Origin of the sequence: Flavobacterium glaciei (assembly GCF_003350545.1) — a bacterium.
Taxonomy (GTDB): domain Bacteria; phylum Bacteroidota; class Bacteroidia; order Flavobacteriales; family Flavobacteriaceae; genus Flavobacterium; species Flavobacterium glaciei.
On the sequence record NZ_QQBA01000010.1, the window covers coordinates 84,505 to 111,409 of the forward strand.

Sequence of the window (26,905 nt, forward strand, 5' to 3'; positions counted from 1 at the left end):
GTGCCAATCAAAAAAAAAACCATCAAAATTACTTTTGATGGCTTTAGTTAATAAAGAAAATTTTTTAATCTCTAAATATAAAATTATTGTTTAATCAAGTATTTGATGTCTTTGACTTTACCATTTATAGCGATTTTCAAGAAATAGTATCCTTTACTCAATTCTGATAACGTTAATTTTGTTGTAGATTTTCCAGCTTTAACTTTTTGACTGCTATGTTTTTGTAACTGTCCGTTGAAGTTATAAAGTAAAAAGTCAACCTTCGCATTTTCAGAAATGTTAATGCTTACATCTACATTATCCACGAATGGATTTGGAAATACATTTACATCAGTTATTGATATGGAATCATTATTTAGTGATGCACAACCACCTAAACGATCTCCATGGGCTAAATGGCTTGCAACTGCATTCTCGTCTACACAAATTGTTTTTCCGTTGTGACATATTTCTACTTTTGGATTTTTTGAATTATTTCCGCAACGTACATCAATAACATTGACAATTTTTTCTGTAGCAGATATACATCCATTAGCGTCTTTCACAATTAGGGTGTAGGTGCTAGTTGCTGTAGGACAAACTGCAATACTACTTGTCGTTTCTCCAGTGCTCCATAGGTATGTATAAGGTAATACTCCTCCTGTAACTGTACCGGCCGAAAGTGTTGTGCACGATGCATTAGTATATCCATTATAAACAGTTACCTCATTTGTGGATGGAATAACAATCATTGAAGGCTCAGTTATAGTGAAATTAGCAGTCAATTTATTGTTTAAAACATCCTTAACAATTACAGTATAAGTTCCTGGATTAAGATTAGATATGGAGTTTGTATTTGTTGTTTCATCAGTACTCCAAGTATAAGTGTATGGTGTAATTCCGCCAGACACAGAAACAGTAGCAGTACCATTAGCTTCGCCGTTGCAAGTAATATTTGTGAAACTGCTAGCGTCAAGAGTAAATTCTTTTAATTGCAATCTTACAGAAACTGGAAAGTGGTCCGATGCTGTTTTAGGATAATCACTATCGTAAAATTCATAATGTACTCTGGCGGATTCATTGATGTATAAATGAGCAAGTTCATTAGAAACTGTTATGTGATCAATCATGTTTTCGTAAGTAACATACGATCTAAAACCAGCTTCACTCAATGTTTTAGTAAGTACATTAAAATTAGAACTGTCATTCACATAGGCTTCATATGTAGAAGCTGTAGTTGTAACATTAGACACTGTATAATCTACATCATCATTATAATCTCCTAGTAATATTAAGTTTGCATCTGGATATTGTGCATTCAATGTGTCTCTTAGAACTTCTACATCAAATTTACGCATGTCATATTTGCCTTGTGCATCACCACTGGTATTTGCTCTAGCATGAAGATTAACTATATTGATTTGTTTTTGATTACCTTCAATAGTAACATTTGCAGTCATCATAAATGGCAATCTACCACTAGCAAAGAACCTAGATTTATCTGCATCAGGATAATTTGTAAGCGATGAAACATCACCACCATTATAAATTGGATGAATAGTTTTTAATAGGACTTTGGTATTCAGCGGTGTTACTGTTTTATTTTTATAGATAAATCCAACTTTTTGTTTTGGACTTCTAAAATCATTAGGATAAGACGTAGCCTCTGATAAAACATAGCTATAATCATTCATTTCGCTAACCATTTGAGCAAACAAAACATCGTCAGAGATTTCTTCTACAGCATAAATATCAGCATCTAATTGTTGTAAAACATTTTTAACAGCCGTTTTTTGTATGGCATCAGAGTTGGTTTTTCCTGCCGCAGGCGAATTGGTTTCATCACCAAACCAAGCGATATTCCAAGTAGCAATATCCAAAGTTTTTTCTTTTGAAATTGCTAAATCATTACCAGTTTGTTCATATTTATTTGCACATGGTAAGTCGGTTCTCATTCGAGGTAATAGTTGTTGAGTTGCAAAATAATTTCCTACAACACCTACTATTTCTGAACAATTTTCTGGTTGTGCAAAACCTGTAAGATCATTTACATCTGCATCGATTCTCAATTGAGCTGTTCCACTAGCATCTGTTATATTTGTGTTTGAATTACCAAACATCATGGCACCAGGCTTAGGGAAAGTTGTGTTTTCAATGCGAACTAATTCAGCAGGGTGGTTTGCCATTTCACTCAAAGTGATAGTAAGAGGAACAATAGGTTGATTAGGTAATCCATTATTGGTAACCGCACTTACAGGGCTTATTTGTATTTGCTCGCTGAAAGAGCTTCTCGTTCCTGTAACCGTAATAGAATCTCCTATTTTAAAAAGTCCAGTTCCATGAACCGATTTATCAAAAATAGCTATCGCTCCTGTAGCATCTTGAAGGTAAGCTGATCCTGAAAATTGGTCAGAAACAGTTAAGACTCCGGATACTGTTACTATTTCACCATCTGTTTTTGCCCTAGCTTCCGCAATTGGAATTACCACAATAATATCAGAAGCATCACCAAAAAACTGCCCTTTATTTATAGCTCCAAAAGTATTATTTGCCGCTTGCCAAGTAAAATCAGCATAAGTAAATCCTACTCCAGTTAATTGTAATGAAGTTCCTATTGTCGCAGTACTTGCTTCAGCAATACCTATATCTGTACTTTTTATTCCTGCAGCAGGACCATTAGTAGCAGTAAAAGTACCTTCGTAGCTTAAAAATTGAATAACTTTTCCAGAAGCATCTACTAATGCAACTCCGTCAGGAGAACCATTTTGTAATCCAGGAATGTTTACTGATACAGTACCATAACCATTTAATTGGTCTGGAATACTTCCGGATAAATTTCCTATTGGAGTATAGCTAACTCCTCCTGATCCATTGTAAGGAATGATACTCCACCCTGTTAAATCAGTTCCTGAGTAACCAGCAATTTCTACTGCTTCACCAATATCAGTTCCCGCATTGTCATAATGGATTTCATTGATAAAAACTAATTCACCAAATTTTTCTCCCTTGTTAGGTTTTCCAAAAGTACTTGGTGCTGCTACCCATGTAAAATCAGTATATTTAGTTCCTTTACCAATAAGCTGAAGTGAATTTCCAACAGTTGCAGTACTTGCTTCTGCTATACCAATATCAATGCTTGTCATTCCTATCGCAGGGCCATTGGTCGCTTTAAAAACACCTTCGTAACTTAGAAATTGAATGACTTTTCCCGTTGCATCTACTAAAGCAATTCCGTCGGGAGAACCATTTTGTAGTCCTGGTATAGCAACTGATACTGTTCCATATCCGTTTAATTGATTTGGAATTGTACCAGACAAATTTCCTATTGGAGTATAGCTCGCTCCTCCTGATCCATTGTAAGGGATGATTTTCCATCCTGTTAAGTCCGTTCCAGCAAGCCCAGCAACTTCAACTCCCTCTTCAATATCTGTCCCTGCATTATCATAATGAATTTCATTGATAAAAACAGTTCCAGCTGGAGAAGGTAAAGGGTTATTTAGAGTAGTAATGGTAACCACATTACTAGCTATTGAAGCGTTGTCATTGGCGTCTAACGCATTCACTGTTAATGTATAAGTAGTGTTTGGGGTTAAACCGTTAAGGGTGAAATTAGTAGCAGTTGTAGCCGCTAATAATGTACCTCCGTTATAAACTTCATAAGAAGCGTTAGATGTACCTGCTGTCCAAGATAATGTTGCAGTAGTAGCAGTAATATTAGTTGCAACTAAATTTGTTGGAGCTGTTAGAGGCTCTGCAATCATTGCGAAAGATTGACCTATATTGATATTTCCATACGTGCTAGCAACTGATGCTTGCCATGTAAAATCACTATATTGATTCCCAGTTCCTTTCAACTGTAATGATAAGCCTATTGGTTCGGTTCCAATTTCAAAAACGCCAATATTCGTACTTGTCATTCCGTTAGCGGGTCCATTAGTAGCAGCAAAAGTTCCTTCGTAGCTTAAAAATTGAATAACATTTCCTAAGTTGTTTACTAATGCAAGGCCATCAGGTGCTCCATTTTGTAATCCATTTATAGATACGAAAACAGTTCCAAATCCATTAGACTGATTCGGAATTATACCAGATAAACTTCCTGCAGGAGTATATGATGCACCGCCATTTCCGTTGTAAGGAATAATGCTCCAACCCGTTAAATCAGTTCCAGCTGTTCCAGCAATTTCAACACCTTCTCCTACATCAGTACCAGCGTTATCATAATGAATTTCGTTTATAAAAACAACAGAAGTGGTTGGAGTTGGTGGTGGTGTAACTGCTAGAGTTTTTACAGCTACGTTATTACTAGCGTTTGAAATGTTTCCAGCCGCATCAAATGCTTTTATAGATAATGTATAATTTGTATTTGCTGTAAGTCCTGATAAAACATAATTAGCGCTTGCAGTAGATGCAATCAGAACAGATCCGTTATAAATTCGGTATCCTAAAACGCCCACATTATCAGTAGACTGAACCCATGTAAGTGTAGTTCCAGATGCAGTTGTATTTGTGGCAACTAAGCTAGTAGGCACAGATGGAATTTCTGTGTCCAATTGAATACTACCATCAAATCTATTTTGAGCTTGTGGTCCACCCCAAATTGTTGTTGCAAAAGCAGGATTATCAATGAAAGGGTTTCTATTTCCTTGCACTCCCTCTAAAATTGTATTTCTATTAATTTCTACTTGGGAAACAGGATCTTCGGCATTCCATTCTAATAGAATATCGGTCATATCAGTGCTATAGTTCTGCGAGCTTACAGTTACTACACTAGGAAGACATTGTGAACCATAATGCAAATACATATACATAATCATACGGGCAACATCACCTTTCCATTCATCGCCGGGATAAAATATATTGTTGACTAATTTTGCATTTCCAGATCCAGTACCAAATGGATAATTGTTTCTAGTTGCATTAAAATTTACATCAGAGGCTCTTAAATGATGTGCATCACTTCCTGGACCTTCACTTCCTAAATTAGGATTTCCTAATGATCTAGGAAATACATGTTCTCTATTCCAGTCCCCTTGATTACCACCATTTTTATCTTTGGAGCGGGTTCGGTCATTTATTAAATCAGCGTCGCTGTCATTATAACCATAAATTAGTAAAACTTTTGTGGGGTCGTTAGGGTCTAAATCGGTTTGTTTCAGTGCATCCCAAACTCCAGGAGTGTAAGTCAAATAAGTAGAGTGGGTTGAAATGATTAAATTTGACAGACTTGTTTTTAAGGCATTTCCTGTTTGGCTAATGTTAGTTCCATTATAATAAGTGGGAACTTGAGCATTGGAAATAAAACTTAAAAAAATACATACAGTTGCAAGTAAGAACTGTGTCTTTAAGTAAAATTGCTTCATAATTGTTTTTGTAATTTGTTGGACTGTAAAACTATAAATAATAGTTTTTATATCTACTGAATACTATTAACAAATTGTTAAAATTATTAACATTTTTTATTGATTTACAAACGTTTATTTAATAGAATTGATTAATAATTAGTGATTTGTTGATTTAAAGTCTATTTTTATATTTGATATGTTGTCTTATTACATAATTTTTAAACAAGAAAATTTATAAACAATTTTCTTTTTTTGGTAAAAATTAAATGTTTTTATTGTCTTCCAAATCAGAAATTGTTTTGTTTGTAGACTAGACAACCTATTGAAGTTGAATATTTATAAATTATTTTGGATTATAAATGTGGATGGATTGCCCTACTAATTTCCATTGTCCTTCAATTTTTTCTAATAATCGAATTTCATGAGAGAAAGTTTTTTTACCATCCTTAGCGGTTGATTCTTCGTCATGGCTTACCCATGCACTATTCCCATTAATACTCATTTTATAGTTTGTATTTACGGAAAAACCACCATTACCCATAGCATTAGGATTTGTGTTAATCATAACTGTAGGAGGAATATCCATCGTAACTCCTTCGGGGGTGGAAATTAATATTCGGCTATAGGGTTGTATGTACCAGCATTCTGAATGACCTTTACTATCGGCTGCTCTCCATGTTGCAGACTCTTTTTCCAATAATTTTTTTATAACTTCAGTTTCATCAATATTCTGACAGTAACTTGCCGTGGTGATCAATAGGATAAGAAAAAAAAGATGATGTCCACTTCATTTTGTTGTTGTTTTTAGAATTGAATAATTGTCTTTTTAGTTTTAAGGCTAATTTAAGTAAATATATTGTTTTGAAAGATAGAAACAAACAACCAATCAGTTGATTATAGTTTAGTGTAGCTGTGTAATATGTTCTTTTAATTGTTAGATTTAATAAAGGTTTCTCAGTCAAGCCTAGTTCTCATTGGAGCATCCTTTCTTGCAAATAAATTATACGAAATAGTTCCAAATGTTTTTTTGTGGATTTTAGAATAGTATTAAAGTCAATAAAGGTATTGCTATTAGCTTATTAGAGATTTCAGCTATTTTTTTAAAATTTTGAGTGTAAACACAATAGAAATAACCTGAACGTGCAACAAAAGATTATTTTACAATATATTTTTTTTTGTGGAGTTTAGTGAATTTCATTTGTAGAGATAGCCTGACTTTTTTGCCAAACTATAACAAGTAATGTATGAAATAGCACTACAATAAGGGTACACCCAAAAAATAACACAAAAAAACCGACTTGTTTTCACAAATCGGTTCGTAGTAAAAATTATTTTCTTTTATACAAATAAGCCTTCAATGCTCAAATAATGTTCTCCTGTGTCGTAACAAAAGGTGAGTATTGTGGCGTCTTGCGCAATTTCAGGTAGTTTTTTGGCCACAGCTGCAAGAGATGCTCCCGATGATATTCCTACGAACATGCCTTCTTCTTTGGCAGCTCTTTGGGCATATATGAAAGCCTCGTCTTTACTTACTTGAATGGTTCCATCCAGTAAATCAGTATGCAGGTTAGCGGGGATAAATCCTGCACCAATTCCTTGAATAGGGTGGGGAGCAGGTGCGCCTCCGCTGATTACGGGCGAAGCTTCCGGTTCTACTGCGTAAACTTTCAGGTTGGGAAAATGTTGTTTCAATATTTCGGCGCAACCCGTTATGTGACCACCGGTTCCTACACCTGTTATCAAATAATCCAGACCGTCAGGAAATGCTTTTATAATTTCTTTTGCGGTGGTAGTTTTATGAATTTCAATATTAGCAGGATTTTCAAATTGTAGCGGTGACCAAGCATTTTGCATTTCGGAGACTAATTCTTTGGCTTTTTCTAGTGCGCCTTTCATTCCTTTTTCTCTTGGCGTAAGCACAAACTCGGCACCATAAAGACTCATGAGTCGGCGTCTTTCTATTGACATGGATTCTGGCATCACCAGTATTAATTGATAGCCTTTTACGGCAGCCACCATTGCGAGTCCAATTCCGGTATTTCCAGATGTAGCCTCAATTATGGTGCCTCCTGCTTTCAATAATCCTTTGGTTTCTGCATCTTCAATCATCGCAAGTGCGATTCTGTCCTTGATGCTGGCTCCGGGATTAGCGCGTTCTAGTTTGATGTAAATGTTACGATTGTTACCAAACAAACGATTGATTTTGACATGTGGCGTGTTGCCTATTGTTTCGAGTATATTGTTGTATTTTGTCATAATTAAATAGAGAAGAAATTAATATCTTTTATTTCCTGTTGGTTCAAAACCGTATTTTTATTGGATTGCATGACAAACGAATAGGGATTCACACTCTTTGTGATAAACGTGTTTCCGCCTACAATACTATGGTTTCCTATGATGGTGCTTCCGCCTAAAATGGTAGCATTAGCATAAATAATTACATGATCTTCTACAGTAGGATGACGTTTTTTTTCCTGCATGCTTTTCTCAACCTGTAGTGCTCCTAAAGTCACTCCTTGATAAATACTGACATATTTCCCAATGATTGTGGTCTCTCCAATTACAATTCCGGTTCCATGATCAATCATAAAAGGAACGTCTATGGTGGCACTCGGGTGAATGTCGATTCCGGTTTTGCTATGGGCATATTCGGTAAGAATTCGTGGCAAAAGACACGTAGTTCTTGAAGCAATTGCATTGGCTACCCGATACACTTCTATAGCAAAAAAACCGGGATATGAGTTGATGATTTCTTGAATGCAATCAGCTGCAGGATCGGTATCTAGAATGGCTTGTGCATCTTTTTGCATCGAGTTGTACAATTCTGGGAGCCCAGTGTAAAAAGCTTCGGCATCATCTAAAATTTCATTAGCTGTTTTGTCTTTTACAATTTCCGAAAGGATTGCTATAAAGTTAGCTTTGTTTTGGTCCAAAAGCAATTCGATTTGTATGGTTTCCAAAGCTTTCTCCGGAAATAATATTTTAAATAAATCATCAATCCAATTGATGATTTTTGAAGAATCGATAGCTCTTACCCAATTTTTATTTTGGTTTTCATGTAGTGTATTTGAAAAACGGTTGGTTTCAGTATTCATATATAATGGAATAAAATCAAAAATTGAACGAGTAAAATCGCCCTAAATACAAATATAGATTAGAATTGAATAGTTTCATAACCTTGCTTTGTAAATAAATGTTAATATGTTAAATCCCCACAAAATGGATGCTTTGTGTTGGAATTTTGTCCATAAAAAAATCCGATTTGCTTTCACAAATCGGATTCATATCTAACTTAAAATCTTTAGTCTAAATTCTTGAAATCTACAAGTGAATCACTTCTCCGTAAGCATCTGCAACCGCTTCCATAACGGCTTCACTCATCGTTGGGTGTGGATGAATAGATTTTAAGATTTCATGCCCTGTAGTTTCCAGTTTACGTGCCACAACTGCCTCAGCAATCATATCCGTAACTCCGGCTCCAATCATGTGACATCCTAACCATTCTCCGTATTTAGCATCAAATATTACTTTTACAAATCCATCAGGGGTTCCTGCTGCTTTTGCTTTTCCTGAAGCTGAGAATGGGAATTTACCAATTTTTAATTCGTATCCTTTTTCTTTAGCTTGTTTTTCAGTTAAACCTACCGATGCAATTTCTGGAGTTGCATACGTACAACCTGGAACGTTTCCGTAATCAATTGGTTCTACATGCAGACCCGCAATTTTTTCTACACAGTTAATTCCTTCAGCAGAAGCAACGTGTGCCAATGCTTGTCCTGGAGTAACATCACCAATGGCGTAGTAACCAGGAATGTTAGTTGCATTGTACGCATTAACTAAAATTTTATCTCTATCAGTAGCAATTCCTACTTCTTCTAATCCTATGTTTTCAATATTGGTTTTAATTCCAACTGCAGATAGCAAAATATCAGCTTCAAGAACTTCTTCTCCTTTTGCCGTTTTTACAAAAGCTTTAACGCCTGCGCCAGTTGTATCAATACGTTCCACAGAAGAGTTGGTCATGATTTTTACACCTGCTTTTTTCATAGAACGCTCCATTTGTTTAGAAATGTCTTCGTCTTCCACAGGAACTATGTTTGGCATAAATTCTACAATTGTTACATCTGTACCCATTGCGTTATAAAAATGAGCAAACTCAACCCCAATTGCTCCAGAACCTACAATAATGATTGATTTAGGTTGTGTTGGCAAAGTCATCGCTTGTCTGTACCCAATTACTTTTACGCCATCTTGTGGTAAGTTTGGTAACTCACGAGAGCGAGCTCCAGTAGCAATAATAATGTGATCTGCGCTGTATTCTGTAACTTTATTGTCCTTGTCAGTAACATCAACTTTTTTTCCTGGTTTTAGTTTTCCAAAACCATCAATCACATCAATTTTATTTTTTTTCATTAAAAATTGAACTCCTTTGCTCATTCCTTCAGCTACTGAGCGACTGCGTTGTACCACAGCAGGGAAATCTTTATCAAATGAAGAAACAGTTAATCCGTAATCCGAAGCATGTTTTAAATAATCAAAAACTTGAGCCGATTTAAGTAATGCTTTTGTTGGGATACATCCCCAGTTCAAACATACACCACCTAAGTTTTCTTTTTCTATTACGGCTACTTTAAAACCTAGTTGCGAAGCTCTAATAGCTGTAACGTAACCTCCAGGACCACTTCCTAAAACTATAATATCGTATTTCATTGTAAAGTTTTTTTGTTTTTTTATTGATAAAAAGGCAGTAGCTAAAGACTCACTTACACGAGTTCTTAAATACATTCTTCGGTTAGCAAAATTAAGGATTTATTTTAAAAAAAATTAACCGTTTTATAAGTTTATTAGTATTGTTGATTGCAACAACTAAATCATTTCATTTTTAAATAGGCTTCTACATAATTTGTGGTCATGAAATACTCGTCCTTAAGCTTTTTTAAATGTTTGATTACAATTGCTTGTTCGGGATTACTTGGGTCAAGACAGTCCTTGATTTCAGCATCACGAACTGAAATGATTATATACCAAAATCCGTCTCTAGAAGTATAATTGTCCTCAAAGATTGGATCATTTCCCTTGTTTTGTAAACTGGCGTCAACAGCAATTGGAATTAAATTCAACGTTTTAGTGACTCTTTCTCTTTCAAAAAAAGACATATAAAAAGTCTTGTTGTCAATAACAATAGGAACATTTGAATCTACATTGCTGTGTTTTAAATTGTATTTGGTATTGATGAAATTATAAAATTCATCAGCCTTTTTTTTGTCTTCAAATACAAAACCATAGCATTTTGGAAGATCTTTTTTAAATTTTTTAGCTTGTACAATTTTGTCACCCTCAATTATTGGGGCTACGCGCAACGGGATACAAGAATGAGAAAGAAAAATTAGAAGGCAAAAACAAATATTTTTTATTAGTTTATCCAATCGTTTTATGCTTTGCATCATATCATTTGAGAATTTTGCTATTAATTCGCTACCGAAAACTGGGAATCATACAAATTCTTGTAATATCCACTTTCGCGGTTGATTAATTCCTGATGTGTTCCTTGCTCAACAATTAGTCCTTTGTCCATAACCACAATTTTATCAGCATTGACAATCGTTGCTAATCGGTGTGCAATAACAATAGAGGTTCTACCTTTAGTAATTGTTTCGGTAGCACGTTGAATCAATTCTTCAGAATACGTATCAATCGATGAGGTGGCTTCGTCCAGAATCAAAATACTGGGATTACTAACATACGCTCTTAAGAAAGCAATCAATTGCCGTTGACCAGAGGAAAGCATAACGCCGCGTTCCTTAACATCAAAATCATAATTATCGGGTAAACTCATAATAAATTCGTGTACGCCAATTTTTTTGGCTGCAGCCAAAACTTGTTCCCGATTAATTTCAGCATTATTTAAGGTGATGTTGTTGAAAATTGTATCGGCAAAAAGGAAAACATCTTGTAATACAACTGCAATTTGTTTTCGTAACGAACTCAATGTGTAATTCTCAATGTTGTGATTGTCGATGTAAATCGAACCGCTATTGATTTCGTAAAAACGATTCAACAAGTTAATAATCGTAGATTTTCCAGCACCTGTAGAGCCAACAATTGCAATTGTTTGACCGGCACTAACTTCTAAATCGATTCCTTTTATCACTTCTTCATCTGGGATATAACCAAAACGAACTTTTTTGAACTTGATATCTCCCTTGAAAATGGGTGCTTCGATAATTCCGGTATCCTGAATTTGGTCTTCGGTATCTAAAATGTCAAAAACACGATTGGCTGCAATCATTCCCAGTTGCATCTCGTTGAATTTATCCGCAATTTGACGCAACGGATTGAACAACATTCCTATAAACATCGTGTATGAAAATAAATCACCAAAAGTGGTAAAATTATCTCCGTTTAATATTTTGATTCCACCATACAAAACGATAAATCCTAAAGTCAATGAGGAAATAATATCAGCAATAGGGAAGAAGATGGAGTTGTAAAGAATGGTTTTTATCCACGCTTTTTTATGTTTGTCATTGATGCTTTTGAATTTTTCGTACTCAATTTTTTCGCGGTTAAAAAGTTGGACAATCTTCATTCCTGTTACTCGTTCCTGCACAAAAGAATTCATATTGGCAATTTGAGTTCGCACTTCCTCAAATGCGACTTGCATTTTCTTTTGGAAAATTCGGGTAAAGAAAACCAGAATTGGCATTGCCACAATCACAATCCAAGTTAGTTTCCAGTTCATGTAAAACATAAAAGCAAGTACCACAACCATTTTCATCAAGTCACTGATTATCATAAATAAGCCCTGACTAAAAATTCGGGCAATGGATTCAATATCAGAAACCGAACGTGTTACAAGTTGGCCCACCGGAACGTGATCAAAATATTTCATTCGGAAACTTAGAATGTGTTGAAACAGTTTTGTTCGAATATCTTTTACAATATCCTGTCCCAGCCAGTTTGCCCAATACACAAAGTAAAACTGCGAGAATACTTCCAGTAAAAGCACAATTCCCATCAGGATGACATACATTAATAATCCTTGTTGGTCCTGCGTTGCAATGTAACCATCAACGGTTTGCTTCAATAAATACGGACGTAATGCCGCAAAAATGGATAGTGAAATGGCAAAAATAATCACGCCATTAAAACGCCATTGATAGGGTTTTGTGAATTTTAATATTCGCTTGAATAGTCTAGTATCAAATGCTTTTGCTTTCATATTTTGTGAATTACGAACTACGAACTATTAATTACGATGTGAATCTTAGATGCATAATTCGTAATTTTTAATTCATAATAATTAAATGTAATCGTATTCTATTTTGGTTAAATATAAACCATGCGCCGGAACCGAAAAACCTGCTTTATCTCGGTTTTTACTTTCTATGATGGCAGTAAAATCTGCCAGTGTAATCTTGTGTAATCCTATGTTTACTAATGTTCCCACTATAGCACGAACCATATTTCGTAAGAAACGATTGGCCGAAATAGTGAAAATTAGGTTGCCGTTTTCTTGCTTCCAATAGGCTTCAAAAACCGTGCAGTCAAAAGTATTCACATCCGTATTTACTTTTGAAAAACACTGAAAATCAGTGTGATTAAAAAGTAGCTGTGCCGCTTCATTCATTAAATCGACATCTAGTTTTTGATGAAAATACCAACTTTGCTCTTGCGAAAAAACATCTTTGAACGTATTGATGTGGTATTCGTAGGTTCTTTTTGTAGCATCAAAACGAGTATGCGCTTCATCATGTACCGGAATAATGTCATAAACAACAATGTCTTTGGGTAAATAAGAGTTGAGTTTGTGCACTATACTTGTTCTGTCAAACGGTTTTTCAAAATCAAAATGAGCATACATTTCTTTGGCATGAACGCCTGTATCTGTTCTTCCAGCTCCCATCAAATTGACGGTTGTATTCAATATTACCGAAAACGCTTTGTTCATTGTTTCCTGAACAGAAGCGGCATTGGGTTGGTATTGCCAGCCGTGATAATGGGTTCCGTTGTAAGCTAATTTGATGAAATATCTCAAGTCAATTTTTTTGAAGCCACAAAGATACTTATTAATTTTTTTGCCACGAAGTCGCACAGCTGCAAACTTTGTTAAGTTATGATTTCATTTTTTATTTGGAATCCGAATGTTTATTTTTACCACAAAATACTAGCCCAGATAGCAGTGGAAATCCTTTATTGTTTTCCTTTAAAACAATAAAGATTGAAACGGATAGCTGGAACTTGCTCCAGATTACTTCGTACTTCGTAATGATACTATAAATATGAAAAAAATACTCTTGCTTTCTGATACGCACAGTCATATTGATGATACGATTTTGAAATATGTTGCACAGGCTGACGAGGTTTGGCATGCGGGCGATATAGGTGATTTGTCCGTGACCGATGCAATTAAAAAGCTAAAACCGTTGCGTTGTGTGTATGGAAATATTGATGATGCCACAGCCAGACTGGAATTTCCGTTGCACAATCGTTTTATGTGTGAAGGAGTTGATGTTTGGATTACTCATATTGGTGGGTATCCCGGAAAATACAATCCTAATATCAAAGCAGAGATTCAATCGAACCCTCCAAAATTGTTTATTTGTGGTCATTCGCACATCCTGAAAGTGATATTTGACAAGAAATATAATTTATTGCACATGAATCCTGGTGCTACCGGGAAAAGTGGTTTTCATCAGGTACGCACGATGTTGCGTTTTGTGATTGAAGGGGATAAAATTAAGGATATGGAAATTATTGAGATGGAAAAACGGGTGTAGTTGTTTTTTTTTGATAAGTAATAGGCACTTCAATTGCTACAATTGTTCCTAAATTAAGTTTTGAATGTATTGCGATTGTTCCTTTTAGGTTATTTATTCTTGCTTTGATTTGGTTGATTCCAAAACCTTCAACTATATAAAACTTATCAGTGTCAAAGCCTTTGCCGTTATCTTCAATATTGATTTTTAGTGACTTATTGTTTTCTTGAATAGTCAAATTTGCTTGAGTGGCACTACTATGTTTTATAATATTGTTTAGTAGTTCCATGATGATAAAATACATTTTCATTTCAAAATCTTCGTTGTAGCGTGTTTTTGAAGGCACTACAATGTAATATTTAAATTGAATTACAGAGTTTGAATTTTTTTCACATAAATCTTCTAAAGCGTAAAATAAACCAAAACGAGCTAAAAGTGTTGGCATCAGTTCATGAGATAAATCCCTTATTTGATCGTGTGCTTCTTCTAAAATAGTTTTAGTTTTTATAATTTCTTCGGCATTAGTATTGTTTTGAGAGGTAAATGCATTGAGATGCAATCCTGCAGAGGATAGCAAAGCACTGATGTTATCATGTAAAAATGAAGCAATTTTTTTTCTTTCTAATTCTTGTCCGTTGATGGAGGCGTTGATCGTATTCTGTTGTAATTGACTTTGTATGTCTTTGATTTTATTTTTTTGCTTAAGCTTTGAATTTTCTGAAAAAATATAAAAAAGGAAAAAGAAAAATAATAAAAGGAGAATTATTATGATTACAATTTTTTTGTTTCGTGATTGCTCTTGTATTAGTAAGTACTCTTTGGTTTTGTAATCGTTTCCTATTTTATCAATTTCTCTTTTATACTCATCAATTTCAAGATTTATTCCGGCAACATTAGCTTTGTTAAGCTTTTCTTCATTGTTTAATTGAGTCGTTAGTTGATTGTAAATTGCCAAATTCATGTATGCATTCTCATAATCACCATTTTTAAATAAAAATTTAGAATACTCATGATGTGAATATGATAAATCTGACTTTTCATTTCCCTCAGTTCCTAATTTAATGGCATTTTGGAAAAAAAAAGATGCCTTTTGGGTGTCATTTTTATAACTATGATACATACCATTCAACATATTAAGCGCTACAATGGTTGATTCATCGCCATGTTTTTTATGGTGTTTGTTGATGTATTTTAAATGTGGGAATCCCTCTTCAAAACGGCCTATGTCAAAATAGGCCCAAGTTAAATTGAGTTTAGTAAATACTATTTCAGCTGAATCATGTGTTTTTGTGCTGTATTGCAGTGATTTTTTGTAGTAGTAAATTCCTTTTTCATATTGTTTTTTGTCAAAGCAATAAATGTTTCCCAAATTATTATTTATCCAATTTTTTAAAACATCATTGTTCGTTTTATTGGCATGGGTTAATCCTTTATTGTAATAAAAAAAAGCCTTTTCATATTCTGATAATTGATCAAAATTTGCAGCAATTGTGTTGTAAGTTGTTGCAATTAGATTATCATCTTTTAAGGCTATAGCGTATGTTAATGCAAGTCTTGATTGTATTAATGATTTTTCAAAATTACCAGCTTTCATCTGCTTATTAGCCTCTTTTGCAAGTTGTGTAACTTCTTCCTTATTGGGTGATTTTGTATTTGCAAAAACAGTAATTCCAGAGAAATTAAGTAAAAATATCAATGCTATAGCTATTTGTTTATATGGCATAGATACTTTAGTTTTTCTATTTTTTGTTAAAAGTAAATCGTATTTGTATAGAGACCTCAAGATTTGATTAATTTGTTTTTGAGGGCGTATTTAACAAGACTTATGGAGTTTTTTGCACCTAGTTTCTTCATTATATTTTTACGGTGAGTTTCAACGGTGTTCATGCTGATAAATAGTTGGTCACTAATTTCTTTTCCACTATACTCCAGGGATATTAAAGTTATGATTTCTAATTCACGATCTGTTAAAATAGAGTTTATAGCAGAATCATTTTTGATTAATTTTACTTTGTCTTTTGTGACCGTATTAAATATTTTTTCTCTTACTGATTTACAAAAATATTCTTCACCTCTAGATACTGCCTGAATGGCTTCAACGATATTTTCACCGGCACATTTTTTTGTTAAATAACCACTGCTGCCTAATTTCATGACTTCCTTTATTATTCTTAAATCATCGTAACTGGACAATACAATAATTTTGCAAGGAAATCCTTTTTCTGCAAATTCCTTAATGACTTCGATTCCATCTTTTTCAGGCATGTTTATATCTAAAATAAGAATGTCGGCTTTATTTTCGGTGACTTCATGAAAAATTGTGTCTCCATTGAGAGAGAATCCAACTACTTCAACATCAGGTAAGGTGTGCAACAACGTACTAATGCCATCAATAAGTATTTGATGGTCATCAGCAAGGTGGATTCTAATTTTTTGTAACATATTGGGATTACTATATTCAAATTTATAAAAAAAATAGCAGAATATCATTTTATAAGATTTTTATTCGATTTTATTTTCAAAAATAAAAACAGGACACAAAAAAACCCGAACTATTACATTCGGGTTTCCTTCGCACTAATAAACTAAAATTTATAGGTTTACCTCAATCTGTCCACAGATTTTACAAGATCTTCATCCTTTTTGATAGCTTTATTAGCCAAGACTAATAACACGATAGCAACTACAGGTAGAAACATCCCAATACCTTTCTCCGAAACAGCAGGTGTTTCTCCAGATAGATTTAGTGAACGATATACAAACAATCCTAATAAAATCAAATTTAATATGATATTCAATCTGCCAATAACAAATTGATTTTGTCTTTTTTTATAGGAAACTATGCTTAACAAAGTCAGCGTAGTGCTTAATCCCAATAGTATGGTATAAACTTGGTTTTGCATAAAATAATACTCTTTTTCATCACTCATTGTCCACAACGGAATAAAAAAAAGTAAGATGCCTGTTGTTACAAAAGCAAGTAGTAAATAAATAGTTTGAATTCTTTGTATCATTTGTTAAATATCTTTTACAAAAATATATTTTCTTTTTAATAAATACTATTGTCTGATTAAATTTTATTCGTATTATTGCATCATAATACCGTAAGCACTTCATACTGCGGTTGATTCTAAATAAAGTTTACTACCTATCTTTTACATTTTTTTCCAAAAATTAATTAAACTCATAGAACATTCATGTTTGATATTTCTGCATTAAAAGAAATGAAGCTTTCTGAGCTTCAAGAAATAGCTAAATCAGCTAAAACCATAAAATTTAACGGTGTAAAAAAAGAGACATTAATAAGTCATATTTTAGAACATCAAGTGGCAAGCGTTGATTCAGCATTAGAGGCTAAGAAAGAAAATAACCTTGATGATGATAAACCTAAAAGGATTAGAATAGTTCCTGTTAAAAAGGCAGCAATTCAAAAAGCGGAACCAAATTCTCTTTTTGAAACAGAACAAGTTGCTGCTGAAATAAGTACTCCATTAGAAAATAATCTTCCTATTGAACCTGTTTCAAAAGAAGAAGAATTGGCTTCAAAGCCAGGATCTGAAGGGAATGATAAAAAAGTAGGTAAAATTATTAAATTTAATAAATCAGCTTACGAAAAGAAAATCGCATTAAAAAAGGATAAAGAAGAAGTAAAAGAAGGGAACAGAGAAAATGTGATTGTTGCAGATACAGCAACAAACGAAAAAACTGAAACTCCTGTTGCTCCAGTAAAAAAGATAAATCCAAACCAATTACTGAAGCAAAATGTAAATCAGAACCCGAACCAAAATCCCAATACGAATCCCAATCAAAACGGGAACGGAAATGGGAACGGGAATCAAAATCCAAATTTTAAAAATAAAAAAAATAATTTTGCAGCATCAGACTTTGAATTTGACGGAATTATAGAAAGTGAAGGTGTTCTTGAAATGATGCCTGATGGATATGGTTTCTTAAGGTCTTCGGATTACAATTATTTGGCTTCTCCGGATGATATTTATCTATCGACTTCTCAAATCAGATTGTTCGGTCTTAAAACAGGAGATACCGTAAAAGGAGTGGTTCGTCCGCCAAAAGAAGGAGAGAAATTTTTCCCGTTAGTTAGAGTTTTAAAAATAAACGGGCACGATCCTCAAGTGGTTCGTGACAGAGTTTCATTCGAACATTTAACGCCTGTTTTTCCATCAGAAAAATTTAAATTGGCCGAAAAACAAAGTACTATTTCAACCCGAATTATAGATTTGTTTTCACCAATAGGAAAAGGACAACGTGGAATGATTGTTGCTCAACCTAAAACGGGTAAAACCATGTTATTGAAGGAGATTGCCAATGCTATTGCAGCAAATCATCCTGAAGTTTATTTGATTGTTTTATTGATTGATGAACGCCCAGAAGAGGTTACCGATATGCAACGAAGTGTGCGTGGTGAAGTAATCGCTTCTACTTTTGACAGAGAGCCTCAGGAACACGTTAAAATAGCAAATATCGTCCTTGAAAAAGCTAAGAGATTAGTAGAATGTGGTCATGATGTGGTCATTTTATTAGATTCTATTACCCGTTTAGCAAGAGCCTACAACACCGTTCAGCCAGCGTCAGGAAAAGTATTAAGTGGAGGTGTTGATGCTAATGCATTGCAAAAACCAAAACGTTTCTTTGGAGCAGCCCGTAATGTAGAAAATGGAGGTTCATTAAGTATTATCGCTACAGCTTTGACAGAAACTGGTTCGAAAATGGATGAAGTTATTTTTGAAGAATTTAAAGGTACCGGTAATATGGAATTGCAATTGGATAGAAAAATTGCTAACAAACGTATTTTTCCAGCAATCGATTTAACATCCTCTAGTACAAGACGCGACGATATGTTATTGGATCAGAAAACCTTGCAACGCATGTGGATTATGCGTAAAATGCTTTCGGATATGAATCCTGTAGAAGCGATGACATTGATAAATGATCGTTTCAAACAAACAAGAACTAATGAGGAGTTCTTGATCTCTATGAATGATTAGGAATAGTAAAAAGAGAAAGAATAAAGTAAATAGATATAGCGCATAAAAAAAAGTCCTCGAAATTTCGAGGACTTTTTTGTGAATTCTGGAGTCTAAAATCTATGTTTTATTCTATTTCTTTTTGGACTCTTTTTTCTTTCTGATCTGAGCTTTCTTTACGTTCTAACAAAGCCATATAAAACCCATCAAAACCAGATTCTGAAGCCAATATTTTTTGGTCTTTTATAAAATTGAATTGTTTTCCAATGTCAGTTGTCAAAAAGCGTTCTACTTGTTCTTGATTTTCTGATGGTAATATTGAACAAGTGGCATACACTAATTTTCCACCCGGTTTTACAATTTTAGAATAGCTTTCTAAAACTTCCGATTGTACTTTACGTATGTTATCAATAAATTCTGGTTTCAATTTCCATTTAGCGTCTGGGTTTCTTTTCAAAACTCCTAAACCGCTACATGGAGCGTCAATTAAAACACGATCCGCTTTTTCGTATAATTTTTTTATGATTTTTGTAGAGTCAATAATGCGATATTCAATATTGAAAGCACCGTCTCTTTTAGCTCTGATTTTTAATTGCTTTAATTTACTTTCGTACAAATCCATTGCAATTAATTGCCCTTTGTTTTCCATCAAAGAAGCAATGTGTAGTGTTTTTCCACCAGCACCAGCACAAGTATCAACAACTCGCATTCCAGGTTTAACATCAAGAAAAGCAGCTACTAATTGTGAATTAGCATCTTGAACTTCAAAGAAACCTTGTTTGAAAGCATCAGTCAGGAAAACATTGGCTCTTTCTTTAAGAACTAAAGCATCAGGTTGATTTTTCAATGTTTCTGTTTCAATGTTTAAATCCATCAAAATAGCACGTAACGCTTCTCTGGTAGTTTTAAGTGTATTTACTCTTAATATAACTTTAGCGGGTTGGTTTTGAGCTGCTATTTCAGTTGCCCAAACTTTCTCTCCTAATTCTTTTACTCCTAATTCATCCATCCAGTCTGGAATTGACTCTTTTAGAGCTCTCACTTTTGAAAGTTCGTCAAAACGTCCTTTTATTTTTCGTTCTGGAGTTCCTTCCAGTTGGCGCCAATCAGGAATAGGGTAGCCTCTTAAGATTGCCCAAACAGAAAACATTCTCCAAAGATTATCTCTGTCAAATGGTTCTTTTACTTCGGCTATTTCTGCGTATAATCTTTTCCAACGTACAATTTCGTAGATGGTTTCGGCAACAAACTTTCTGTCAGAACTTCCCCAACGTTTGTCTTTTTTTAAGGATCTTGCAACTACTTTGTCCGCATATTCACCTTCGTTAAAAATGGCGTTTAAGGCGTCTATTGTTGTGTAAACTAAATTTCTGTGTAATCTCATTTTAAATAATTGAGGTGCAAAGGTAGTTTTTTTTATGTGAATTTTTGTATTTGTGGTTTACGAGTTTGAACTAGTCCTGCTTGAAAATTATTGTGAAATGTAGGTAAACAAAAAAAGTTTTTTTCTTTATAAGAAAAAAACTTTTTTAAATGCTAATTGTGATAGAATAATAACGGAAATTACATATTAGTATTTGATCGTTCTATTCTTTTCATATTGATAATTTCCGGTGGATGCAGCACCATAGGGAATTGTTCTACTTTTACGGAACTATTGTCTAAACCAAAAGCTTTCCCTTCAGACAAACTGAATTTTTTCAAAACAAAATATGTGTTCATTACAATTTTTTCAAAGAAAGTTAAATCACTATCATTAGAAAGAAATTTTTCTGACAATACAAATTTGAAATCACCTATAATATTGTTTTTGTTTAACGATTCATAACGGCTAGAAATGTCCATTTCGCCTTTGCTAACCATATCTTTGATTACTTCTTTGAACATTAAGTTGATTTTTGTAGGTTCTCTGAAGCCTAAGTAAAAATCAACTCTGTATAAATCATCTTTTAAGATTTCAGTTACTCGATATTCTTTTTTATAAGGTTCGTTTAGCACATTTACATGTATAAACCAGTATATGTCAGCTCTTTTTGGTCTTTTTCGAAGGATTGAATACATCACTTTTTCTTCAATTTCATCTGAACGAGTAGCATTTGTCATATACACTAAATGCGTAGCATATTTTGGTATAGTTTCGTCATGACTTAACTCGCCTAATACTTTTGTATAATCATCAATTTTAACAATTTGCGTATAAGTTTTGCTAATTTTTTTAGCTAAAAACCAAGTGCTCATAATGAAAATCATGAATATTGCTACAAATAAAGTTACATATCCACCTTCCATGAATTTTGAGATATTAGCATACAAAAAGCCAATTTCTATGGTAGCATATAATGTAATTAATGGCGTCATAAAATACCATTTGACTCTTTTCATTATCAAATAATAATTCAATAACGTTGTAGTCATCATCATCCCTAAAATTATAGATAGGCCGTAGGCATGCTCCATATATTTGGATTCCTTGAAATATAAAATGATTCCAACACATCCTACAAAAAGCAACCAATTGATTGATGGGATATATAGTTGTCCTTTAACATCAGTTGGATAATTGATTTTTACTTTTGGCCAAAAATTCAAACGCATCGCTTCATTTATCAATGTAAATGATCCACTGATTAAAGCTTGAGAAGCAATGATAGCAGCAAATGTGGCAATTATAATTCCGATAGGCTGAAACCAGTCCGCCATAATTAGATAGAATGGATTGTGATTCGAACTTCCTAATTGTGCCAATGTTTTTCCTTCGTGTAGCAGTAAAAATGCTCCTTGACCAAAATAATTAAGGATTAATGTGGTTTTTACAAAAATCCAACTCACTCGGATATTACGTCGTCCGCAATGTCCCATATCTGAATATAATGCTTCAGCTCCTGTTGTGCACAGGAATACGGCTCCTAGAATTAAAAAACCTTCACCACCTTTATCTGAAGTTAACAGTTTGTAGCCATAATACGGATTAAGGGCTTTAAAAATTTCAACATTTTTAAAAATTTGGATACATCCTAAAATTGCAAGCATAGAAAACCAAACTAACATGGTAGGTGAGAAGAACTTGCTGACCAGTTTGGCTCCAAATTGTTGAATGCTGAACAACACAAAAAGGATGGCAATAACAATAGGGATTGTTGGGATATCGGGTTTGAAAATATGCAATCCTTCAACGGCAGAGGAAACGGAAATAGGAGGTGTAATAATCCCTTCGGCTAATAATAAACTCCCCCCAATAATGGCAGGAACGATTAACCACTGTATCTTAGTTTTTTTTACTAAAGAATATAAGGAGAAAATACCACCTTCACCATGATTGTCAGCATTAAGGGTAATGATTACATACTTTAGTGTAGTTTGTAAAGTCAGTGTCCAAAATATACAGGACAATCCACCTAATATTAATTGCTTGTTTATAGCACTTTCTCCAATAATGGATTTCATTACATATAACGGTGATGTACCAATGTCGCCATATATAATTCCTAAAGTAATTAACAGACCTGCGGCGGAAAGTTGACTGTGTATGTTTTTATGCGAATTGCCCATGAAAAAATTTTAAAAAAGTTTTCAAATTTACACTTTTATAATAAATTAGCGCCTTTTATATTATAAAAAAACACGGTCGAAAGAGCCGTGTTTTTATAATTTTCTAAAGCAGTTTTTTTATGACCTTTTGTTATCATTTCTAGAAGAATTACCTCTGTTTTGTGACTCTCCTCGCTGTGGTGCAGCCTTAGTAGAAGTGCTAGCTCTATTTTGAGAGTAATCTCTTTGAGAACTTCCTCTTTGTGGCGCAGCTTGAGTAGAAGAACTTGTTCTATTTTGAGTATAATCTCTTTGAGAATTCCCTCTTTGTGGTGCAGCTTGAGTAGAAGAACTTGCTCTATTTTGAGAGTAATCTCTTTGAGAACTTCCTCTTTGTGGTGCAGCTTGAGTAGAAGAACTTACTCTATTTTGAGAGTAATCTTTTTGAGAATTCCCTCTTTGTGGCGCAACTTGATTAGAAGAACTTGTTTTATTTTGAGAATAATCTCTTTGAGAATTTCCTCTTTGAGCTGCTATTTCTCTCGAAGAATTAGTTCTGTTTTGAGAATAATCTCTTTGAGAATTTCCTCTTTGAGCTGCTATTTCTCTCGAAGAATTAGTTCTGTTTTGAGAATAATCTCTTTGAGAATTTCCTCTTTGAGCTGTTATTTCTCTCGAAGAATTAGTTCTATTTTGAGAATAATCTCTTGTTGAACTAGACCTTTGTGGAGTTGTTTCTCTGGATGAACTAGTTCTGTTTTGAGAATTATCTATTTGATTTCCTGTTCTTCTGTTAGAGTAACCAACTTCATTTCTTGGACCTCTTCTTTGTTCTAACTCATAACGGTTTGTTACAGTAGCATTTCTTCTGGAGAACGATTGATTTGGGTGTTGTCTTTCATAACCATTAGAACGTCTGGAACTGTGAAGAACAATTGCTCGCTCACTTCTCCTGTAATTAACATAATTGTAATTATTATTAATGTTTAAACAAATGTTGATATTATTTCTATATCTAAAAATTGGGAACGGATTCCAAGCATAATAATAGGATGGATAATATCCCCAATTCCAGCTAGAGTAATAAGGGCTATAATTAGCAGACCAGAATGATGCGTAAATTAATGGCGTATTATAATATACTGGCTCATAAATATAATTTTGCCCATACATGTAAACATCTCCTACTACTTGAACGTGAATTTGGTTATTTCTATCTTTCTCAACATCAATCGTAGCGACATCTTGATACACGTCTCTGTCTAAAACAGATTGAATTATAATAACGTGAGTCCTATTTTCAACAGTTTCTATAACTCTTAAATAATCTACCTCATTGTCATTATTCAAATCTAGATTTGATATTTGTAGTTCAGGATCATTAAGGCGACGTTCAAAATCTTGTAGATTTCTTGAGTCACCAAAAATAGAAGCAACAGCTCTCAAATCAAGATTGTCGCTGATTTCGTTATTCATTGCATTGACTGATGTTCTATCCTGCGCCTGTATTTGTGTTGCGAAAACAGTAGTCAATAGACTCAATAGAAATAGTTTCGTTTTCATAATTAATTGAATTAAGTTTATTCTTTTTTTTGATTATCCAATTACTATGCCAATTAATTTTATCCTTATTTTCTATTCTTATTATTAATTGTAATTTAGCAGAAAATGTATAAAAAATGAGAACTTTTTTTTTGATTCTGTTGATTTCAAATGTTTTAGTATCCTGTAAAATAGCTAATATTGTTGCAAAAACCGATGCTGAGTTTAATTCCATTGTGATTGATACATTATTTCAGGATAAAATAAGTATTAGAGCTATTGTGGTTGATGCAAATAAAATTTGGTATGCTGCTGATAAAGGAAGATTTGGTTTTTTTGATTTGGATAACAATCAAAAATTTGAAAGCAAAATTATCAAAGATTCTCTTAAGCTTGAGTTTAGAAGTAATGCCAAAACTAATAAGCATGTTTTTATTTTAAATGTTGGAAATCCAGCTTTATTATATCAAATTTCTAAAGACGGAAAAAAGACGAAATTAGTGTATGAAGAAAATCATGAAAAAGTGTTTTATGATAGTATGCAATTTTGGAATGATAAAGAAGGAATAGCTATGGGAGACCCAATAGCCGATTGTTTGAATATAATAATCACTCGTGACGGCGGAAATTCATGGAATAAAGTTCCCTCGAAAAGTTTACCAAAAGTGATGGATGGAGAAGCTGCTTTTGCGGCAAGTAACACAAATATTATTATCAAAGGGAATAACACATGGATTGCTTCCGGCGGCAAAAAATCGAGAGTATTTTATTCTCCAGATAAAGGGAATACTTGGACTGTTTATGAAACTCCAATAGTGCAAGGCAAGTCGATGACTGGAATTTTTACTGCTGATTTTTATGATGCTCAAACTGGGTTTATAACTGGTGGAGATTATGAGGTACGCAATCAAAATTTTTCTAATAAAGCAATCACAACTGATGGGGGGAAAACATGGAAGTTAGTAGCAGAAAATCAAGCTTTTGGATATGCTTCTTGTGTGCAATATGTTCCCGAAAGTAAGGGTAATGGTCTTGTAACTGTTGGCTTTTCAGGAGTTTATTATTCCTCCAATGCGGGTGTTTCATGGAAGCAATTATCTACTGATTCTACTCTTAATACCATCAGGTTTATTGATAAAGATACGGCAATTGCAGCTGGACAAAATAAAATGATTCGCATCAATTTTAAATAATAAAAATACCCTAAATCCAATACAATTAGTGTTTAGGGTATTTTTTTTGAATTAATAAAATAAGATTAATGGCTTTTGTGACCTTTGTTTCGATATTGTTGTAGCAATTTTCTATTAAAATCTTCTTCGGCTTTTTTGAGTTTAACTATTTTTACGGCTGGTAAAATGGTTTTCACATTTTTCATGAATTTTTTTCGCAACAAAAACAACTCTTCTTCAGTATCCTCTATTTGAGCTAAAAAGATATTAGCTTCTTTTTCAGTTATTTTGTCAAGCGAGCCATCATTCATTCTTCTCATGTAGGTTTTCATTTTTTGATGTCTCAGTTCAAACTGTTTATCATCAAATGCATTGTAAATGGGCCAGAATCTTTCTGCTTCATTGGTAGTGAAGTCTAATTCAGTTGTAAAAAAAGCTACTTTTAAGGCTTTTATTTGCATTTTTTTCTCTTTCATACTTTCGCCTTGAGCGTAAAAGTTGAAGGAAACAAATAGCAATAGTATTGGTAATAATTTTTTTAGATTCATTTTTTATTTATTTAATTATAGCTTTAAAAGAAAGCTGTACATATATGATTTATTCAGAAATGAGATTCTCTAAGTTTGAATTTGTTGATAAATGATCTTCGATAGCTTCATCCTCTATAACAATACCTGTTTTTATGTTATTAATATCTTCGGTTTCTAATACACTTATCAAATCATATTGATTTACATTAGATTGATAGGTAATATAATTTTCTAATGCCACAGCATCTAATTCTTGTGTGTTTGTCGAAGAAGGACTTAAAATTGGAATCATCAGAGCAAGTATTAAAACTGCAGCTACTGATAGGATTAAAGTTTTTCTTTTTTGAAAAATAGAAATTACTTTAGGCTCGTCTGTAGGCAATTGCTCCATCATTTTGATTGAAAAATTTTCAAAATAATGTTCTGGAGTTTTAAATCCAGTTTCAATTTTAGGTTCGTTCTCTAATTTAAATGTTTTCATAATATTATTTAGACCGTGTTCTAGCTAAAAGGTTTAATTTGAAGAAACAAAAGCTTCAATTTTTTTTACTGCAAGATGATAGGATGCTTTTAATCCTCCAACAGTGGTTCCCAGAATTTCTGAAATTTCCTCATATTTCAGTTCTTGAAAATATTTCATTTTAAAAATTAATTGTTGCTTTTCAGGCAATAATGCAATAGCTTTTTGTAATTGGATTTGAATTTCATTTCCGTCAAAAAAAACGTCGGCTTCCAGATTATCAATAGTTTTGTTTTGTAAAGTTTCGGATGAAATACCGCTTATTTTTGATTTTTGTTTCAAAAATGTCAAGGCTTCATTAGTTGCAATGCGATACATCCATGAAAAAAGTTTACTTTCTCCTTTGAAATTTTTCACATTTTGAAATATTTTTATAAATGTATTCTGCAAGACATCATCAGCGTCATCGTGATTTAAGACTATGTTGCGTATATGATTGTATAACGGTTTTTGATAATCTTGTAATAACTGCTGAAACGCATTATTTTGCGTTTTAGGGTTTAACAATTGTTTTATAAATTCCTGTTCTTCTTGCAAAGCGATTATTT

The 26,905-nt window shown here is 33.4% G+C and carries 20 protein-coding genes; 3 read left to right on the forward strand and 17 right to left on the reverse strand.

Translation table 11 applies throughout. From position 1 onward, the window contains the following. Window positions 1-83: 83 nt before the first annotated feature. The 8 genes from DFR66_RS10005 to truA form a co-directional block, all read right to left on the reverse strand. A complete protein-coding gene (locus DFR66_RS10005; protein ID WP_114754705.1) occupies window positions 84-5,339 on the reverse strand; it encodes an endonuclease in 5,256 nt (1,751 codons plus the stop codon). A 325-nt stretch (window positions 5,340-5,664) separates the two neighbouring features. After that, window positions 5,665-6,018, reverse strand: coding sequence for an endo-arabinase (locus tag DFR66_RS10010; RefSeq protein WP_242008662.1), 354 nt, complete (start codon window positions 6,016-6,018; stop codon window positions 5,665-5,667). Window positions 6,019-6,659: 641 nt separating this feature from the next. Further along, complete coding sequence (gene cysK, locus DFR66_RS10015) at window positions 6,660-7,577, reverse strand: cysteine synthase A (protein ID WP_114754707.1); 918 nt, start codon at window positions 7,575-7,577, stop codon at window positions 6,660-6,662. 2 nt (window positions 7,578-7,579) lie between these two features. Further along, a complete protein-coding gene (locus DFR66_RS10020; RefSeq protein WP_199755509.1) occupies window positions 7,580-8,416 on the reverse strand; it encodes a serine O-acetyltransferase in 837 nt (278 codons plus the stop codon). Window positions 8,417-8,642: 226 nt separating this feature from the next. Next, window positions 8,643-10,031, reverse strand: coding sequence for a dihydrolipoyl dehydrogenase (gene lpdA, locus DFR66_RS10025; RefSeq protein ID WP_114754744.1), 1,389 nt, complete (start codon window positions 10,029-10,031; stop codon window positions 8,643-8,645). 161 nt (window positions 10,032-10,192) lie between these two features. Beyond that, window positions 10,193-10,768 (reverse strand): hypothetical protein, encoded by a 576-nt coding sequence (locus tag DFR66_RS10030; RefSeq protein ID WP_146841160.1) that lies wholly within the window; start codon window positions 10,766-10,768, stop codon window positions 10,193-10,195. 20 nt (window positions 10,769-10,788) lie between these two features. Continuing rightward, on the reverse strand, window positions 10,789-12,543 hold the full coding sequence (locus DFR66_RS10035) for an ABC transporter ATP-binding protein (protein WP_114754709.1): 1,755 nt from the start codon (window positions 12,541-12,543) through the stop codon (window positions 10,789-10,791). Window positions 12,544-12,624: 81 nt separating this feature from the next. Beyond that, complete coding sequence (gene truA / locus DFR66_RS10040; protein WP_114754710.1) at window positions 12,625-13,359, reverse strand: tRNA pseudouridine(38-40) synthase TruA; 735 nt, start codon at window positions 13,357-13,359, stop codon at window positions 12,625-12,627. Between the two features lie 244 nt (window positions 13,360-13,603). Here truA and DFR66_RS10045 point away from each other — a divergent pair, with 244 nt between their 5' ends. Next, complete coding sequence (locus DFR66_RS10045; protein WP_114754711.1) at window positions 13,604-14,101, forward strand: metallophosphoesterase family protein; 498 nt, start codon at window positions 13,604-13,606, stop codon at window positions 14,099-14,101. Here the strand turns inward: DFR66_RS10045 and DFR66_RS10050 are convergent. The 3 genes from DFR66_RS10050 to DFR66_RS10060 form a co-directional block, all read right to left on the reverse strand. Continuing rightward, a complete protein-coding gene (locus DFR66_RS10050) occupies window positions 14,076-15,803 on the reverse strand; it encodes a tetratricopeptide repeat-containing sensor histidine kinase (protein ID WP_114754712.1) in 1,728 nt (575 codons plus the stop codon). The genes DFR66_RS10045 and DFR66_RS10050 overlap by 26 nt on opposite strands. A gap of 56 nt (window positions 15,804-15,859) precedes the next feature. Next, window positions 15,860-16,522: a response regulator gene (locus tag DFR66_RS10055; RefSeq protein WP_114754713.1), complete on the reverse strand. Its 663-nt coding sequence runs from the start codon at window positions 16,520-16,522 to the stop codon at window positions 15,860-15,862. 158 nt (window positions 16,523-16,680) lie between these two features. Next, window positions 16,681-17,094, reverse strand: a complete 414-nt coding sequence (locus DFR66_RS10060) for a DUF4293 family protein (RefSeq protein ID WP_114754714.1) — start codon at window positions 17,092-17,094, stop codon at window positions 16,681-16,683. Window positions 17,095-17,277: 183 nt separating this feature from the next. Between DFR66_RS10060 and rho the strand changes: the two genes are divergently transcribed. After that, window positions 17,278-19,086, forward strand: a complete 1,809-nt coding sequence (gene rho, locus DFR66_RS10065) for a transcription termination factor Rho (RefSeq protein ID WP_114754715.1) — start codon at window positions 17,278-17,280, stop codon at window positions 19,084-19,086. A 106-nt stretch (window positions 19,087-19,192) separates the two neighbouring features. On the opposite strand, the gene DFR66_RS10070 is transcribed toward rho, so the two are convergent. The 3 genes from DFR66_RS10070 to DFR66_RS10080 all read right to left on the reverse strand — a co-directional run bounded on the left by DFR66_RS10070 (window position 19,193) and on the right by DFR66_RS10080 (window position 24,156). After that, window positions 19,193-20,449 carry an RsmB/NOP family class I SAM-dependent RNA methyltransferase gene (locus tag DFR66_RS10070; RefSeq protein ID WP_114754716.1) on the reverse strand — a complete coding sequence of 419 codons (1,257 nt, stop codon included), beginning with the start codon at window positions 20,447-20,449 and terminating at the stop codon, window positions 19,193-19,195. A 179-nt stretch (window positions 20,450-20,628) separates the two neighbouring features. Further along, entirely contained in the window at window positions 20,629-22,614 is a 1,986-nt protein-coding gene (locus DFR66_RS10075) for a KUP/HAK/KT family potassium transporter (RefSeq protein WP_114754717.1), read from the reverse strand. A 117-nt stretch (window positions 22,615-22,731) separates the two neighbouring features. Then, on the reverse strand, window positions 22,732-24,156 hold the full coding sequence (locus DFR66_RS10080; protein ID WP_114754718.1) for a hypothetical protein: 1,425 nt from the start codon (window positions 24,154-24,156) through the stop codon (window positions 22,732-22,734). A gap of 116 nt (window positions 24,157-24,272) precedes the next feature. Between DFR66_RS10080 and DFR66_RS10085 the strand changes: the two genes are divergently transcribed. Further along, a complete protein-coding gene (locus DFR66_RS10085) occupies window positions 24,273-25,328 on the forward strand; it encodes a WD40/YVTN/BNR-like repeat-containing protein (protein ID WP_114754719.1) in 1,056 nt (351 codons plus the stop codon). A gap of 65 nt (window positions 25,329-25,393) precedes the next feature. Here the strand turns inward: DFR66_RS10085 and DFR66_RS10090 are convergent, their stop codons facing one another. The 3 genes from DFR66_RS10090 to DFR66_RS10100 are packed head-to-tail and all read right to left on the reverse strand — an operon-like array spanning window position 25,394 to window position 26,894. Next, the gene (locus tag DFR66_RS10090) at window positions 25,394-25,855 is read right to left on the reverse strand and encodes a sensor of ECF-type sigma factor (protein ID WP_114754720.1); all 462 of its coding nucleotides are present in this window, start codon (window positions 25,853-25,855) and stop codon (window positions 25,394-25,396) included. A 49-nt stretch (window positions 25,856-25,904) separates the two neighbouring features. Continuing rightward, on the reverse strand, window positions 25,905-26,318 hold the full coding sequence (locus tag DFR66_RS10095; RefSeq protein WP_114754721.1) for a hypothetical protein: 414 nt from the start codon (window positions 26,316-26,318) through the stop codon (window positions 25,905-25,907). 33 nt (window positions 26,319-26,351) lie between these two features. After that, complete coding sequence (locus tag DFR66_RS10100; protein ID WP_114754722.1) at window positions 26,352-26,894, reverse strand: RNA polymerase sigma factor; 543 nt, start codon at window positions 26,892-26,894, stop codon at window positions 26,352-26,354. Window positions 26,895-26,905: the final 11 nt, after the last annotated feature.